This window comes from Phycisphaerae bacterium, assembly GCA_017999985.1.
In the GTDB taxonomy this organism is placed as follows: Bacteria; Planctomycetota; Phycisphaerae; order UBA1845; family Fen-1342; genus JAGNKU01.
This window is the reverse complement of sequence record JAGNKU010000008.1, coordinates 108,535-123,620: the sequence shown is the minus strand read 5'-3', so window position 1 is coordinate 123,620 and position 15,086 is coordinate 108,535. Positions and strand designations below refer to the sequence as shown.

The following is a 15,086-nucleotide window of genomic DNA, read 5'->3' as shown; positions in this document are numbered from 1 at the left end:
CAGTGTTCGCGCGGACGCAGAACCGTCCGGTCCACGGCCCAATTCACTCAGGTTCGGATTGGCGCGCCATCCCAGCGGTCAGGGCAACGGTTCCCGCTCCTCGGCCTCGCTGGCCGCATGTGTCCCCGCCGCCCGGCAACCGCTCGTCACCGCTTCAGCCGTCACCTGGCACGGCAGTCCACTCACGCTCACGCGGAGTTCCACGCCCGCCAGCGCGCGTTCGATCGCCGCGCTGATTTTCGCATCTACCAGCGCGCTGATCTGCTCCGCCAGTTGCTCGAGATCGCGGTCGGCCAGATCGACCACGCGGCCCGCATTCTCAAACGCTGTCCGCAGGCTCTGCCGTACCTCGTCCCGCACCGTGGTGCGCATCCCACCGGCCGCCGAACGCACGCCCGCCAGCGCCTTCTGCAGCGCGATGTTCACCTGCGGCTGCACGACCAGCGGCAGTCCCGGCGTGCCGATGGAGTATGTTTCCTTCAGTGCATTGAACGGATATGCGTCCTGCCAGAACTTCTCGCTGCCATACGTGGCGGCCAGGTCGGCAAACGCGGGCGCCAGGTCGGACAGCACGACCGCGTCAGCGGCGCCCCACACACTCACGCTGGTGTCGTCCGCTTCCTCGTCGGCGCCCTCGTCGAGCTCGTCTTCCATCTCCTCGAGCTGTGCCTCGAACTCCTCGATCCGGGCGTTGAGTTCATCGACGCGCGCGTCCTCCTCGTCCGCCTGTTCTTCCAGGTCTTCGGAGAGCGTATTCAGCCGCTCCATTTGCCGTTCGAGCTGCCGCGCGTTGCGCTCCAGCTCGCGGGCCTGCGCCCTGAGCTGTCGCTCCCGCGCCGCATTGTCGGGGCCCTCACCGGCGCTGTCGGACAAACGCTCGATCTCCGCCTGAAGCTTCTCAATCTGCGCTTCGAGCTGCGCCGCCTGTTCCAGCACTTCGGCCGCTTTCTGGCGCAGCCGCCCTGCCTTCGCCTCCGCCTGCTCGCGCTTCTGTTCCTGACGCGCACGGAGCTGCTCGGCGTACGCCTGCCGCGCTTCGGCGCGCGCCCGCGCGAACCCCTCCGGACGACTCGGCCGAGCCGGCGGCGGTGTCGGCGGGGGCGTCGGAGCCACCAACGGAACAGGGGGCGTCGGAGCCACCGGCGGCACAGGCGGAGTCGGCACTGGCACACCGAACCGCATCGGTGTCGGAGTTGGCGCCGGCGCCGGAATCGCCAGACCAGTGCGGCGCTGCCGACCACCGCGGGATGTCGCGCGCGGCGGAAGTGGCGTCGCGCCTTCCGGGTTGATCAGTGCCAAGAAATCCCGCAGAATCGCGTCCTGCGTCGGCGTCACCTCGGCCCGCAGCACATCGTCGTCCTCGCTCACCATGATGGGCACATCTTGTCGCGCCATCAGCGCGTACAGCGCCGCGCGCTTGCCCGCCGGCAGCGGATACGCGCGCCATTCCTTCGTTTCCTCCTGCGCGTCAATCGCGCGGACGAACGCCGCGAATGCTTCCTGGTCGCGTGCTGGCGCGATCACCTCGATCGCATCCGCCTGTCGCCGGATCTTCAGCGGCACGTCCTCGCGCGCCAGCAGGTCGGCCAGCGCTTCGAGCTTGCCCGGCGCCAGCTTGTACGCTCGCGTGACGGGGTCCGCGGCTCCTTCGCTACTCGACGTTCCGCCAACCGCCACCCACGGCGCCGCGGGCGCCTCGCGCGCCGGTGGCGTGAAAAGCGGCACGGCCGGCGCGGCCGGCGCGGCCGGCGCGGCCCTATCCGGTGGCGGCGGGCTTGCCACGAGGACCGCCACGTCCGGCGCATCGGCCGCGGCGGCCGGAGCCACCGCGGTCGCCTGTTGTGCAACCGATACGGCCGGCGTCAGCATCCAGCCCAGCCCTACCACCACCACTGCCAGCATGAACCCCGAAACGGAATGACGTGGCCGCACACTCTGTGTCATGACCATGGTAACTCTCCTCGCCAGGCGCTTGGCGCCCGACGTCGTCACGGCGGCACCCAGGACGGGCGTCGCCCGTTTGGTCTTCTCAATGAACACCCGCGTTTTGAGCAGCGCCTCCGCGTAGGCGCGCCGCTCACGCGGCATCAACCAGGTGACCCACGCATCACAGCAGGTGTCCGCCTCGTCCTCGACACGCCGGCGCGTCCACCACGCTACCGGATGCCACCAGAACAACAGCGCCACGAGCATGTCCAGCCGCCGGACCCAGTGATCCCGACGACGCAGATGCGCCAACTCGTGACACAGAATCGCACAGCGTCCGATCGAATCGAGCGTGCGCCACAGTTCGACGGGCAGAACCAGCACGGGCTGCCAGCCGCACCACACCAGCGGCGGGATGCGCGCGTGGACCATGCGGATCGTCGGGACTTGGCGCAGCTTCAGACGCCGTGCAACCCAGCGGACCTCGGACACCACCCAGGCCGGCGGCCGCACACTGCGACGCATCCGCCGCCAGAACACCGCGACTCCGAGCATGTTCCAGCACAGCACCAGCGCCGCGCCCGCCAGCCACACGCCGGCGGGAATCGCCGGCAACCGGGCCAGCGTCGCCCGCACGACCAGCGCCGCCGCCACCCACGAGCGCCACCACACTTGCCACGGCTGCAGCGCCGGCACGGCGACCGTGCTATCGCGCAGCGACTGCGGCTCGGCGGCTGTGACGCCCTGCGTTTCGGCGGGGCGCCCGACGGGCGATCGCACGGGCGGTGCGGTCGCCGGCTGGGACCAGCCACCAGTCCGCGGGCGGACAGAGCGCGTCGCGATCGCGCTGTGTCGGTCGGTCGGTGGCGTGGTGCCGGTCACGGAGGCCGCGCCGTCCGTGTTCAATGCGCGTGGCGGCGCGGCAGCGTCAGCAGCCAACTCGAAGGGGTCTATGGCAACGCCGTCGCGACCGATCTCCAGGGTCGCATCCGGCTCAACGGACAGAGGGCGCAGACGCTCGCTGGCGTTCACCAGCGCCCGATCCGCCGGGTGCTCTTGGTGCGGAACGGCCGCCCGCGCGCACTGCGCGCCATTACTGGCCTGCGGCGGGATCGTGCGCGCGGGCCGGCGAAGAAGGATGTATGAGGCCGGCGCTTTTGGCGCCGTCACCGATATGTCATTCGCTTGCGCAGCCCCTTCCTTCGACGCGGACGGTTCTGGTCGCGCTTCCGCCGCGAGATCCGCTTCGATCCCCCGCAGCCAGCCCGCGGACGGCGCCTTGGGCAGCAGCGGCGGCAGGATGAACCACAGCAGCACAACCACCCACAGGCCGTGCCGAGTCACCGGCCCGCACCGTGACAGGCGACACGCGGCGGCGGCAATCAGGGCCAGGGGAATCACGGCCCAGACGTGCTGCCAGAGCTGCGCTGCCAGGAAATCGATCCACGCCATGGTGGACCTCCACGGAGGGAACCGCCGTCCGCGCTCCGCTCCGGGAGCGCGTCTACTTCCGCTTGGCGTCGAGGCGCTCGATCAGCTTCTGCAATTCCTCGATCTCACCGGGCTTCAGCCGCTCGGTCTTGAGCAGTTGCAGCACCAGTTGGCCCGCCGCCCCGTCATACAACTGGTCCAGGAGTTGGCGCAGGCGCGATTGGCTGATCTCAGCCCGCGTGATCGTGGCGCGATACACGAACGCCGCCCCGGACTTGTCGGCCCGCACGAAGCCTTTTTGTGCCAGACGCGTCAACATGGTCTGCACGGTCGTATAGGCCACCATCCGCGAGCGGGCGTGCAGCGTCTCCAGCACATCGCGCACGCTGCCCGGGCCCTCGTCCCACAGGACCTTGAGGACCTCGAGTTCAGCCGTTCCCAACTCGTATTCGCGTGCCGTCATCGCAGATTCGCCGCACCAAGCCTCCTACACCTGTCGTAGGATAAGTCTACTACACATGTCGGAGGCTGTCAAAAAAAAACTGGCCCGCCCCTTGTCGGATTTTGTCGGCCGGCGGACCGGGCGCAAAAAAACGCCGGCCAGCGCCAAGTCCACGGACTCGACCCTGACCGGCTTTACCAATGCTCCCCGGCACTAGCCGCCGGTCGTCATCAGCGTCACAAACGGGTTGATGTCGCCGAAGTTCACGGCGCCGTCACCATTGCAATCGGCGTTGTCCAGATCGCAGTCGGGGAACGCGGCTTCGTAGGCGGCCGGGTTGCTCAGCGCCAGCACGAACGGGTTGATGTCGCCGAAGTTCAGCACGCCGTCACAATTCATGTCGCCCGGCAGCCGCTGGAACCGATGGAAGTACGGCGTGCTCCCGAAGAAGTACACCAAGCCGTAGCTCAACTCGCTCGCGATAGCGGACTCGGGCGGCGTCCAGTTCAACGCCGTCCAACTGCCGGTCGCAACGTCGTTGTCGTTGATCCGTTGCGCGGGGATCCACAGACCCGGCGCGAAGCCGCGCCGGTATCGCACCAGCACGTCGTCCGGTTCACCAGTCTCATGCGTATACACGACGGCCGTACCGCGCCCGCCGCGGGCCGTGACATCCACCATCTGATACGCGGCCTCACCCACACCGGGCACCGCGAGGTCGCCAAAGTTCCATGTATTACCGGCGTTGTAGCTGATGCGGTAAATGATGCCCTGCCCGTTAGCGTACACTTCCTCATACGCGCAGATCACGACATCATCCCAGGCGGAGATGGACGTGCGCATGTGCGACCCGGTGAACGTATTGTCCACCACGAGGTCCTCCCATGAGGTCGCGGACTGCGCTCTGCGCAACACATGGACGCGACCGTCGTCCCCAACGTACGAGAGCATGAGGAACCAGGTCGTGTAGCTGAAATTCCAGTGCATGTCGAGTCCGCCGGCAGCGTTTACGCCGGAGGGAGACTGCTCGTCAAACGGCGGCAGTCCGTCGGCCCCCTCGGCCCACGCCCAACGGAGCGCGCCGGTGGCTTGGCGACCGGCGCAATAGATGCGGTTGTCGAACGAGTCCACGTTGGACTCAACCGCGACTTCGGTGAACGTGGACGGGCTGGCGTCCAACGGAACCTGGAAGCTGTACACGGTGTCGGGGAGCCCCGTCGCGGCGAAGCAGCGGCGCAGCCGCAGTTCGTCCGCGAAGTCCGAGGCGACGTAACCGACATAGACGTATCCGGCGACCACGGCCATGCTGACATCCACGGCCTGCGCACTCGGACCCGCGTACCACCAATACGTTTCCGCCCAGCTCGCGCCGTCGGTCGTGGACCGGTACAACGCCCAGCCGCGATCGGTCGTCCAGCGCACAACGGCAAACAGCGCGCCACTGTCGACGTCGTAGTCGAGCTCAGTCAAACTGCCACCCGTGCGCGTCCCGATCCGCACGTCCGCCCAGTCGCGCCCGCCACCGACGTCCAGCGGCTCTTTCCATCCCACCCCCAGTGCCACGCCGACGCCCGCCGCTTCGAGCTGCGCCACCAGTGCGATGGCTTCGTCATAGTCACCGGCATTCCACAGCGCTTCGGCGGTCCGCGCCGTCGCCAGCAGCGTCACCGGGGCGTCCGTCGGCAATTCCACTTCCACGAGCGCGTTGCCACGCGTGCGCGCGTCCCAGCTTGCCAGCCGCTCTGCCAGCGCCGGCGCCGGGGGCATTGACTCAGCACCGGAATCCTGCGCGACTCGCGCGCTGCGTTGCGCCGCGAACGCCGGCTCCGCGCTGGGCATCAGCATGTCATCCAGCCCCAGGGGCGCAGCGGCCACCGCGGGGCGCGACGCGCAAGACGCCGGCAAACCGCCCGCCACCGTTTCATCGCCCACGAATGCGCCGGCCGGAACCGCCAGCCCGGCGACCACCAGGATCAATGCACACTCCATGAGCTGCCCACTTCCAGCGCTTTGTTGCACGTTTCGCTCCTTTCCCAAAGATGTGGCGGCCCTGACGCCGCCGACGCAACAGGGCCCTCGTCCTGACCGGAACGACGCCCCTGTGTTCAGCGACGCGGCCGCGCGGAGGTTATCACACCCCGCCGAACATCTCTCAGCCTAGTCGTCGGCGCCCTTGCGTTCAAGGCGCCGCGTGGCGCATTGACCCGCCGCGCCGGCCAAGTGGCCGCACGCTTCAGCGCTACCGGCGCTGGAGGGAGATCATCGCAGAATTGCCGCTGAAAGAGGCGATCTTATCGGCCCACACGAACTTGCCGCGGTAAGCGCGGGAGAAATTCGCTGCGCCCATTTGATGCAGCGCCGCGCGGCCCGCGACGTGTGCATGCCAGACACATACGCCTTTCTAACGCCCGAAGAACAAGTCCATCAGCCGCGTACCGGGATCGAGCAACAGCCCGCCCGCCGCCGCATCCGCCTCGGAGAAAGGCCGCCCCTCGACCGGCGCCACGCCCTGCCCCGCATAGCAGAACGGCGGTGGCGCCGCGCCATGCGCCGTGCTCGACACAGCCGTCACGTGATCCGGGGCAATCAGCATCCGCCATTCGCCCCGTCGGCGCAGCTTGTCCAGCAGCGGCCCCACGACGTGCTCGTCCACGCGTTCGAGCGCCTCAATCTTCATCTGGGCGCTGCCTTGATGCGCGGCCTCGTCCGGCGCTTCGACGTGCACCACCACGAGATCGAAATCGTCGAGCGCCACGACCGCTGCCCGGCCCTTGCCGGCGTAGTCCGTGTCGATGTACCCCGTGGCACCCGGCACGTGAATCAGCTTCATCCCCATCTGCACGGCTAGGCCGCGGATGATGTCCACCCCGGTAATCACCGCACCTCGCACGCCGAAGCGCTTAGCGAATGGCTCCAGCGCCGTCGGACGCCCCTGCCCCCACAGCCAAATGCCGGTCACCGGGTCCCGACCAGCCGCCCGCCGGCGGCGATTCACTTCATGCTCTTGAATCAACTCCCCGGCCCGCGCCATGATCCCACGCACCCGGGCTTGCCCGGGTCCCGTTGGCCAATGATCCGCCGCCGGCTGATTCGGAATGTCGTGTGGCGGTGTGCAGCGCACCTGCAGCTCATCCGCCCCCGCGGCGATCATCAGATTTCGGTAACTCACACCACTGTGAAACACGCATCCATGCAGCGCCGCATCGCCACGCTCCCCCGCCGCATTCAGCGCGGCGATCAGCGCGTCCGCCTCGGCCTGCGCGATGTGACCCGCCGTGAAGTCCCGCATGCGACCGTCCAGCACGCTGACGAAGTTGCACCGGAAAATGATCTCGTCGGGCTGGACTGCGAGCCCCCGAGCCGCAGCTTCGATCGGCGCCCGCCCGCTGTAGCACACGTGCGGGTCATATCCAAAGACGCTGAGCGTCGCCACATCCGTCCCAGGGGTGAACCCATTAGGTATCGTCACGGAGCGCCCCAGCCGGCCGTGCTGCGCCACCCAATCCATGTGCGGAGTGCGGGCAACCTGCAACGGCGTACGTCCGCCAAGTTCCGGGAGCGGTTCATCCGCCGCCCCGTCCGGCAACACAATCGCGTACTTCATAGTTCATGGCCTCGGGATCATCACCCGCATCTTAGCGCCTGGCCGCGAAGACGCAAAGCTCGTCGGCCCCGCCGCACCGCCTACTTTGCGCACCGCGGCATCACCCGTACAATGCCGGCGCTTACCGAGCGTTGCCGGTCTTTGGTGTCCCGGGAGCCAAGATGGAAGCGTCACTCCGAGAACTCTGCGCCGCGCTGGAACAGTTTGGGATGAAGCCCACGCTCCGCGGGAACCCCGAGACACGGATCCGGCGCGTCGCCACACTCGAAGATGCCACCGGCGGCGACGTGTCCTTCCTCTCTAACCCGAAATACGAAAAGATGTTACAGACGACCCGCGCGTCGGCGATCGTCCTCCGCCCCGATGTCGCGGCCCCCGACCAACTCGACCTCATCCAGGTCGACGACCCCTACGCCGCCATCACCGTCCTCATCGTCAAGCTGCACGGCTACCGCGAACACCGCCGGGTCGCCCCCACGGCGGCGGCCAACATCCACCCAACCGCCCAGATCGGCGAGAATGCCACCATTCACCCCGGCGTGACGATCGACGAGCACGTGGTGATCGGCCGCAACGTCGTTCTCTACCCCGGCTGCTACATCGGACCGCGCTGCCGGCTGGGCGATGATGTGCTGCTTTACCCCAACGTGGTGCTGTACGACGACACCGTGTTGGGCCACCGTGTCACGATCCACTCGAACACGGTGATCGGCGAGGACGGCCTCGGCTATGCGCCGGTCCACGACCGCTGGGTGAAAATCCCGCAGATCGGTCACGTCGAGATCGAGGACGACGTCGAGATCGGCGCCAATTGCGCCATCGACCGCGCGACGCTCGGCCGCACGCGCATCGGCCGCGGCAGCAAATTCAGTAACCTGATCGCCATCGGCCACGGCACACAGGTCGGCGCGCACTGCCTCATGGTCGCGCAGGTCGGCATCGCCGGCTCCGTTACCGTCGGTGAGCACGTCACCCTGGCCGGGCAGGCCGGCGTCGTCGGGCACATCCGCATCGGCGACCGGGCCACGATCGGCGCCCAGGCCGGCGTCACGAACAGCATCCCCGACGGCGAGACCGTGCTCGGCGCCCCGGCCATCCCCATCCGCGACAAACGCCGGCAGGTCGCCTATATCATGCGCCTGCCCGAGCTGAACGACACCGTGCGGCGTCTCGAGAAGGAAATCGCGGAGCTGCGGGCCCGGCTCGCCGAGCGGGCCGAGCAAGTCTAGCTTCGCCTGTGCGCCGCGAAGCGGTCGACGTATCCTGTAGCTCATGCCGCCACTGCCCGCACCACTTGGCCTGATCGCTGGCGAAGGCGAGCTGCCCAAGCTCGTCGCCCGCGGTGCGCGGCAGGCCGGTCGCCCGGTCGTCGTCGTTGCGCTGCGCGGTTGCGCCGACCCGAGCCTGCGCGCCCTGGCGGATGTGTTCTGCTGGCGCGGCATCGTCCAGCTCGGCCGCTGGATTCGCGCCTTCAAGCGGGCCGGCTGTCGCGAAGTCATCATGGTCGGCCGCGTGCGCAAGACCGACATGTTCGCCGGCCCGCGCTGGCTCCAGTGGTTGCAGTACCTGCCCGACCTGACCAGCATACGCGTGTGGTACTTTCACGCCCGCGACAAGCGCAACGATTCGCTGCTGTCCGCCGTCGCGGATGAAATGCAGCGGCGAGGGCTGACCTTGATCGACTCCACGAAGTACTGCCCGGAAGCACTCGCGCCGGAGGGCGTGCTCACGCCCGGCGCGCCGCCCCGCGCCGTGTGTGACGACGCGGACTTCGCCTGGCCGCTCGCCCGCCAAATCGCGGCGCTCGACATCGGCCAGTCGGTGGCCGTCAAAGAGCGCGAAATCATCGCCGTCGAAGCCATCGAAGGCACGGACCGCCTGATCGCGCGAGCCGGGGAACTGTGCCCCGCCGGCGGCTGGACGCTGGTCAAAATCGCGAAGCCCAACCAGGACATGCGCTTCGACGTACCCACGATCGGCCCGGACACCATTGAGAACCTGCACGCGGCCCGCGCGGCCGCGGTCGTGGTTGAGGCCGGAAAAACCATCATTCTCGAGCGCGAGAAGCTGCTCGCCCTCGCCCAGCGCTACCACATCGCCGTCATCGCGCGCGCCGAGCCCGCGGCCGCGCACGCCTGACACGCCGCCACGCTGCCGTCGGTTCCGGTGCGAATCGTCGCCTGAGTGGCCGGGCGCGGCGGCGCGTGTTACACTCCAGTAGTCGTCGCCTCAGTGCGGGCAGAAGAGGAGGCGCAATGCCTGACGGCCCGGAGGCACACTCGCCGCGCAGCGCCCCGTACGACTGGGGGGTATTGTGCGCTCGCGCGCGCGCAGCGCTCCTGGCCGAATGCCAGCGGACCGGCGAGCTTCCCGCCCGCCGGGTCGCCGCGCTCGTCGCACGGGCAATTCCTAAACCATTAGCAAGGATGATCTTACGAAATATGTCCCGCCAGGGATGGCTTGCACCGGTCGCGCGCGTGCCGTTCAACGTACTCGAGCGCCCGGACTGCCCGCGAATCTTCCGCGGTCCGGTGCGCGAGCTGGCGCGGCTGGCCCTGTTCGGCCTCCCCGGCCAGGGCATTTCCTATCGCGACAAGCACCGCGAGGACGTCTATCAGCAGCTCTGCGCCGAGATCATGAGCGGCGCCGTGGACGAATCGTCCCTCCACAGCATCGCCGCGCGCGCGCTGAACCACCCGGACGTCTGCGCCGATCCGGTGCTCGGCTCGATGATTCAGAGCTTCATCGCCCAGCGGGAGGCCTCACTGCGCGTGGGCCGCACGCCGGCGGAAAAACACGCCGACCACGAGCAGACCTCCAAGCTCCGGCACGCCTTCGACGCGGGTCCCCGGTTTCCGACGCGCGAGGAGCTGCTGGTCAACTTCGCCCGACTGCAACGCGATTTCGACGCCTATCTGTCGCAATTCGAGGAAAATCGCGCCCAGTTCGTCCTCGACAAAATGCGCCTGCTCCGCCAGCGCTTCCCGGTGCACATCCCCGCCGCCGACCTCCAGCGCTGCGAAGAGCAATATGACCGCCTGTCCAAGCGGGCCGGCACCTATCGACGCCAGATCCGGGAACTCGCCGAACAGGGCCGCCAGGCGGCCGCCAGCGGCGATGACGCCACGGCCGCCTGGGTCATCCGGCGTCTGCAGGCCATCAACATGCTGCTGCCGACGCTGCTACCGGTGCCGGAACTGGATCGGCTGCGCGACGAGATCTCGCGCAGCAGCGCCACGCACGATTCGGAGGAAGCCTCGCGCGAGATGCGCGAGCGCCAGCGCGCGGTGGTCCAGAAGATCAAGGAACTGGCCGGGATCATCCATCGCTTCCACGAACTGGCCGCGAAACTGCCTCCCGAGCACAACGCCTATCGCCGCGCCGAAGTGAACTACCGGCGGGCCGTCGAGGAAATCCGCCGGCTGGATACCGAGTGGCTGACCGGCCTCGTCCTGCAACTCGAAACGCTGCTGGATGATCTGGACGACCCGGGCGGCGAGATGCAGAACCAGTTGGACCGCTTCATCGGCAACGTCCGGACGGCCCTGAATCGCCTGTGCCTCGAAATCCGCAGTTGGCAGGCAAAGCGCGGCCCTTCGGCCAGTGCCCCGCCCCGCCGGCCAGATCCGGCCGATCCGTCGCCACCGGCCTGACGATCCGCCGTTCTAACCTCGGCTCCTATTGCGTGTCCAAGCGGCAAGCCGCACAATGCGTGACAATAGCCGATTGTGCCGCCGAGCCTGCAGTCATGACGCGCGCTGAAACGATGCTGGAGAACGCGCCCACCCGCGCGGCACCCCCTCGGGACGCCGCCCGCGGCGAAAAACGCGTGCCCTGGTACGAGCGCGCCAAGTACAGCGTGGTTCGCAGCTTCCTTGCGGCCTGGGTGGCCGTCTTCAGCCTCAAGGGCCTTTACCTTTTCGGCCGCTGGTTCGGACTGGTCGAGTATCTCATCAACTTCAAGCGGCGGGCCCGCTATCGGCGCGAGCTGCAGGGCGTCTTCCCCGAAGGTCTGCCAAAAACCCGCGAGCGGCGCATCATCCTCGACTACTTCCGCCGCACGCGCTGCGACCGCCTCTTCTACCTGATCTTCGATCGCCTGCCGCGCGAAAAAATCATGCGGCGGATTCGTTTTCACGGCCGGCACTACCTGGACGAGGCGCTGGCCCGCAACCGCGGCGTGTATGTCATGCTCAGCCACCATGGCTCCCACCATGTGGCCGGGCTGCTGATGGCGCTGCTGGGCTATCGCTGCGCCGGTGTCCGCGACCGGAACGAGGGCTACCTGCGCATTTACGTCCAGGACAAGTACACCAAGACGTTCCCCGAGTACGCCGCGGTGCGGATGCTCTACGCCGACAGCTTTCCGCGCGACATTTACCGGTGCTTCCAGGAAAACCGCGTGCTCGGCAGCGCGCTGGACGTGAGTCGTGTGCGCGGGCTGGCTCTGAAGACCTGCCCCGTGCGGATTTTCGGCCAGACCCGCGAGTTCCTCACCGGCACACTGCAGGTGGCCCTGCGGTGCGGCGCGACCATCTGCCAAGCATTCGTGGTGTCGCGCCCGAATTTCTACTTCCGCCTGATCGTGAACCCCCCGCTGCACGTCCCGGCCGAAGACGCGCGCGGCGAAAGCCCGGACCTGATCGGCCAGTTGATGCAGGCGTACGCCGACGGGATCGCAGCGCACGTCCGCGAGCATCCGGACCACATCAGCCGGGTTTGACGGGCGCCCGGCGCGGCGCGCCGCCGGCTGGAACGGGACGGCGGCTCCCGGTAGAATCCCGGCCACTTGTAAGCTGGCGGCGTTCTGGCCGCCGGCGCGGTCGGTGCGTGGCGGCCCATACCGCCCGCCGGGCTTAGAGTGCAGGATGGACGCGTGAAGTTTGTCTTGATCGATCGGATCGTGGCGCTGGACTCCGGCCGCCGGATCGTCGCCCAGAAGGCGGTTTCGCTGGCGGAGGAGTACCTCGCCGACCACTTTCCGAAATTCCCGGTGCTGCCCGGGGTCCTGATGGTCGAGGCACTGGTGCAGGCGTCCGCCTGGCTCGTGCGCGAGCGGCTGGACTTCGCGCCTACGCTTGTGCTGCTCAAGGAAGCCCGCAACGTTACTTATAAGAGCTTTGTGGCCCCCGGCCAGGTCTTGACGATCACATCCAATTGCCAGGAGCTGGACGCCAGCCAGAGCGTCTTTGCGGCGCACGGCGACCTGGACGGGCGCGAGATCGTGAAGGGTCGCCTGACGCTGCGGCACATGGACCTGGTAACGCTCGACACCGGGTACGCCGAGCTCGACACCCGCCTGCGCGCGCAGCAGCGTGCCCAGCTCAAACTGCTCTGGAAAGGTTGCCCGGCGAGTCAGCCGGCCGAAACGACGAGCGCGGGCTAGCGGCCCGTGCGTGGAGGAACACGCGTATGCCCACGATTCCCCGGGAAGAGATTTTCGACAAGGTCCGCCAGGCGCTAGTCGACGCGCTGAGCGTCGAGGAGGACGAGGTGACCGAACAGGCCACGCTCACCGGCGACCTGCAGGCCGAGTCGATCGACATCCTCGATATCGTGTTCCGGCTCGAGAAGGCGTTCAACATCAAGATCTCGCAGGAAGAGCTCACGCCGCGCGACGTGCTCAGCAACCCCGAGTACGTCAACAACCGCAAGCTCAACGCCGCGGGCCTGGCCGCCCTCAAGCAGCGTGTCCAGCACGCGGACTGGTCCAAGTTCGAGCAGGACCCGGACATCGACAAGATCCTGGATGTCTTCACCGTGGGGACGATCGTCAATTTCGTCGAGGCCAAGCTGGCCGCGACACCCTGAGGCGGACCGTGCGCTGGATCTGGCTGGATCGTTTCGAGGAATTCGTCCCGGGCGTGCGGGCCGTCGGGCTCAAGAACGTCACGCTGGCCGAAGACCACCTGCACGACCATTTTCCGGGTTTTCCGGTCATGCCCGCCAGCCTGATGATCGAGGGCATGGCCCAGACCGCCGGCATCCTCGTGGGTCACGCCCGTAACTTCGAGGAAAAGGTCATCCTCGCAAAGGTCAAACGCGCCGTCTTTTACCAGCTCGTCCGGCCGGGCGACCAGATCCGCTTCGTGGCTCACATCGAGCAGGTCCACGACGCCGCCGCCATGACCGGCGGGGAGATCCGCTGCGGCGACGAGCTGGTCGGCGAGGTCGAGCTGGTCTTCTCGCACATTGATCAGAACATCAGCGGCCTGGAATTCCCCGAGGAGAACTTCGTCTTCACCGAGGACTTCATGGCCCTGCTCAAGACGTATACGCCACGTGGCGCCGAAAGGATCCGCCTGTGAACAGCCGCCGCGTCGTCATCACCGGTCTCGGCCCCGTTACGCCGCTGGGCATCGGCGTGAGCGCCTTCTGGAGCGCCCTGCTCGAAGGCCGCTGCGGCATCCAGCGCATCGCCAGCTTCGACCCGGCCCGCTTCGATTCGCAGATCGGCGGCGAGATCGCCAACCTGGCCGTCGGCGACTACGTGCCCAAGAGCTATCGCAAGGCGGCGAAGATCATGGCCCGCGACATCATGCTCGCCGTCGCCGCCGCCCACCAGGCCGTCAGCGACGCCCGACTCACAACCAAATGCCTCATCGAGCGCGGCGAGACGCAGGGCCCGCCGGGCGTGGACAACGCCCGTTTCGGCGCGAACATCGGCGCCGGCCTGATCTGCGCGGACCTGCCGGAGCTGGCCGAAGCCCTCCACGGCGCCAGCCAGGACGGCCAGTTCAGCTTCGCCCGCTGGGGCAGTGAGGGCATGAACAACCTCACGCCGCTGTGGCTGCTCAAGTTCCTGCCCAACATGCTCGCCTGCCATGTCACGATCGTGCATGACGCGCAGGGGCCCAGCAACACCATCACCTGCGGCGAGGCCAGCAGCCATCTGGCGATCGGCGAGGCGTTCCGCACCATCACCCGCGGCGCCGCCGACGTGTGCATCTGCGGCGGAGCGGAAAGCAAGGCGAACCCGATGGCCCTGCTGCGGCAAGGCCTGGGCCGGCGCCTCAGTACGCACAACGATACGCCGGCGCAGGCCTGCCGGCCGTTCGCCGCCAACCGCGACGGCACCGTGGTCTCCGAGGGGGGCGGGCTCGTCATCCTGGAGGAACTCGACCACGCACGGCGGCGCAATGCCCGGATTTACGCGGAATTGGTGGGTTTCGGTGCCGGCCACGACGCTTACATGGCCGCTCAGCCCAGCCGCCCGCACCCCGAGGGCCGCGGCCTGGCGGTGGCCCTGAACAAGGCCCTCGCCGACGCGGGCGTCACGCCGGCGCAGACCGACCTCGTCACCGCGTTCGGCGCCGGCCTGCGTGAGCACGACCGCTCCGAAGCCGCCGCGATCCGCACGGTGTTCGCCGCGCGCTCCGCGCCTGTCCCCGTGATGAGCATCAAGGCCGGGCTCGGCAACAGCGGCGCCGGCAGCGGTGCCATTGATTTCATCGCGGCCGTGCTGGCCGTGCATCACGGCACCATCCCGCCGGCGATCAACAGCACGCCGGCCGATCCCGAATGCGGGTTGAACGTCATCACCAACGGGCCGGTGGACGCCAGCCTGGAGCAAGCCGTCTCGGTCGCATACGCACTGGGCGGTGGTCAGAACGCCGCGCTCGTGCTCAAGCGGTTCCGGAGCTGACGTCGGTCGGCAGGTGCCGGCCTCGAACAGGTAGAGAA

At 67.9% G+C, this 15,086-nt stretch carries 12 protein-coding genes; 8 read left to right on the top strand and 4 right to left on the bottom strand.

Going from position 1 to position 15,086, the window contains the following annotated elements:
* Nucleotides 1-78 precede the first annotated feature (78 nt).
* The 4 genes from KA383_12195 to KA383_12180 form a co-directional block, all read right to left on the bottom strand.
* Nucleotides 79-3,378, bottom strand: coding sequence for a hypothetical protein (locus KA383_12195; GenBank protein ID MBP7746882.1), 3,300 nt, complete (start codon nt 3,376-3,378; stop codon nt 79-81).
* A gap of 52 nt (nt 3,379-3,430) precedes the next feature.
* Nucleotides 3,431-3,820: a BlaI/MecI/CopY family transcriptional regulator gene (locus KA383_12190; protein MBP7746881.1), complete on the bottom strand. Its 390-nt coding sequence runs from the start codon at nt 3,818-3,820 to the stop codon at nt 3,431-3,433.
* 192 nt (nt 3,821-4,012) lie between these two features.
* Entirely contained in the window at nt 4,013-5,818 is a 1,806-nt protein-coding gene (locus KA383_12185) for a hypothetical protein (protein ID MBP7746880.1), read from the bottom strand.
* A 382-nt stretch (nt 5,819-6,200) separates the two neighbouring features.
* Complete coding sequence (locus tag KA383_12180) at nt 6,201-7,403, bottom strand: cofactor-independent phosphoglycerate mutase (protein MBP7746879.1); 1,203 nt, start codon at nt 7,401-7,403, stop codon at nt 6,201-6,203.
* Between the two features lie 209 nt (nt 7,404-7,612).
* Between KA383_12180 and lpxD the strand changes: the two genes are divergently transcribed.
* The 8 genes from lpxD to KA383_12140 all read left to right on the top strand — a co-directional run bounded on the left by lpxD (nt 7,613) and on the right by KA383_12140 (nt 15,048).
* Complete coding sequence (lpxD, locus tag KA383_12175) at nt 7,613-8,632, top strand: UDP-3-O-(3-hydroxymyristoyl)glucosamine N-acyltransferase (protein ID MBP7746878.1); 1,020 nt, start codon at nt 7,613-7,615, stop codon at nt 8,630-8,632.
* Between the two features lie 43 nt (nt 8,633-8,675).
* Entirely contained in the window at nt 8,676-9,542 is an 867-nt protein-coding gene (lpxI, locus tag KA383_12170; GenBank protein MBP7746877.1) for a UDP-2,3-diacylglucosamine diphosphatase LpxI, read from the top strand.
* Between the two features lie 116 nt (nt 9,543-9,658).
* Complete coding sequence (locus tag KA383_12165; protein ID MBP7746876.1) at nt 9,659-11,056, top strand: hypothetical protein; 1,398 nt, start codon at nt 9,659-9,661, stop codon at nt 11,054-11,056.
* A gap of 95 nt (nt 11,057-11,151) precedes the next feature.
* Entirely contained in the window at nt 11,152-12,126 is a 975-nt protein-coding gene (locus tag KA383_12160) for a lysophospholipid acyltransferase family protein (protein MBP7746875.1), read from the top strand.
* A gap of 153 nt (nt 12,127-12,279) precedes the next feature.
* On the top strand, nt 12,280-12,789 hold the full coding sequence (locus KA383_12155; GenBank protein MBP7746874.1) for a beta-hydroxyacyl-ACP dehydratase: 510 nt from the start codon (nt 12,280-12,282) through the stop codon (nt 12,787-12,789).
* Nucleotides 12,790-12,815: 26 nt separating this feature from the next.
* Nucleotides 12,816-13,214, top strand: coding sequence for an acyl carrier protein (locus KA383_12150; protein MBP7746873.1), 399 nt, complete (start codon nt 12,816-12,818; stop codon nt 13,212-13,214).
* Nucleotides 13,215-13,222: 8 nt separating this feature from the next.
* A complete protein-coding gene (locus KA383_12145) occupies nt 13,223-13,711 on the top strand; it encodes a beta-hydroxyacyl-ACP dehydratase (GenBank protein ID MBP7746872.1) in 489 nt (162 codons plus the stop codon).
* Nucleotides 13,708-15,048 carry a beta-ketoacyl-[acyl-carrier-protein] synthase family protein gene (locus KA383_12140; protein MBP7746871.1) on the top strand — a complete coding sequence of 447 codons (1,341 nt, stop codon included), beginning with the start codon at nt 13,708-13,710 and terminating at the stop codon, nt 15,046-15,048. Before KA383_12145 ends, KA383_12140 begins: the two co-directional genes overlap by 4 nt.
* The last annotated feature ends 38 nt before the right edge of the window (nt 15,049-15,086 follow it).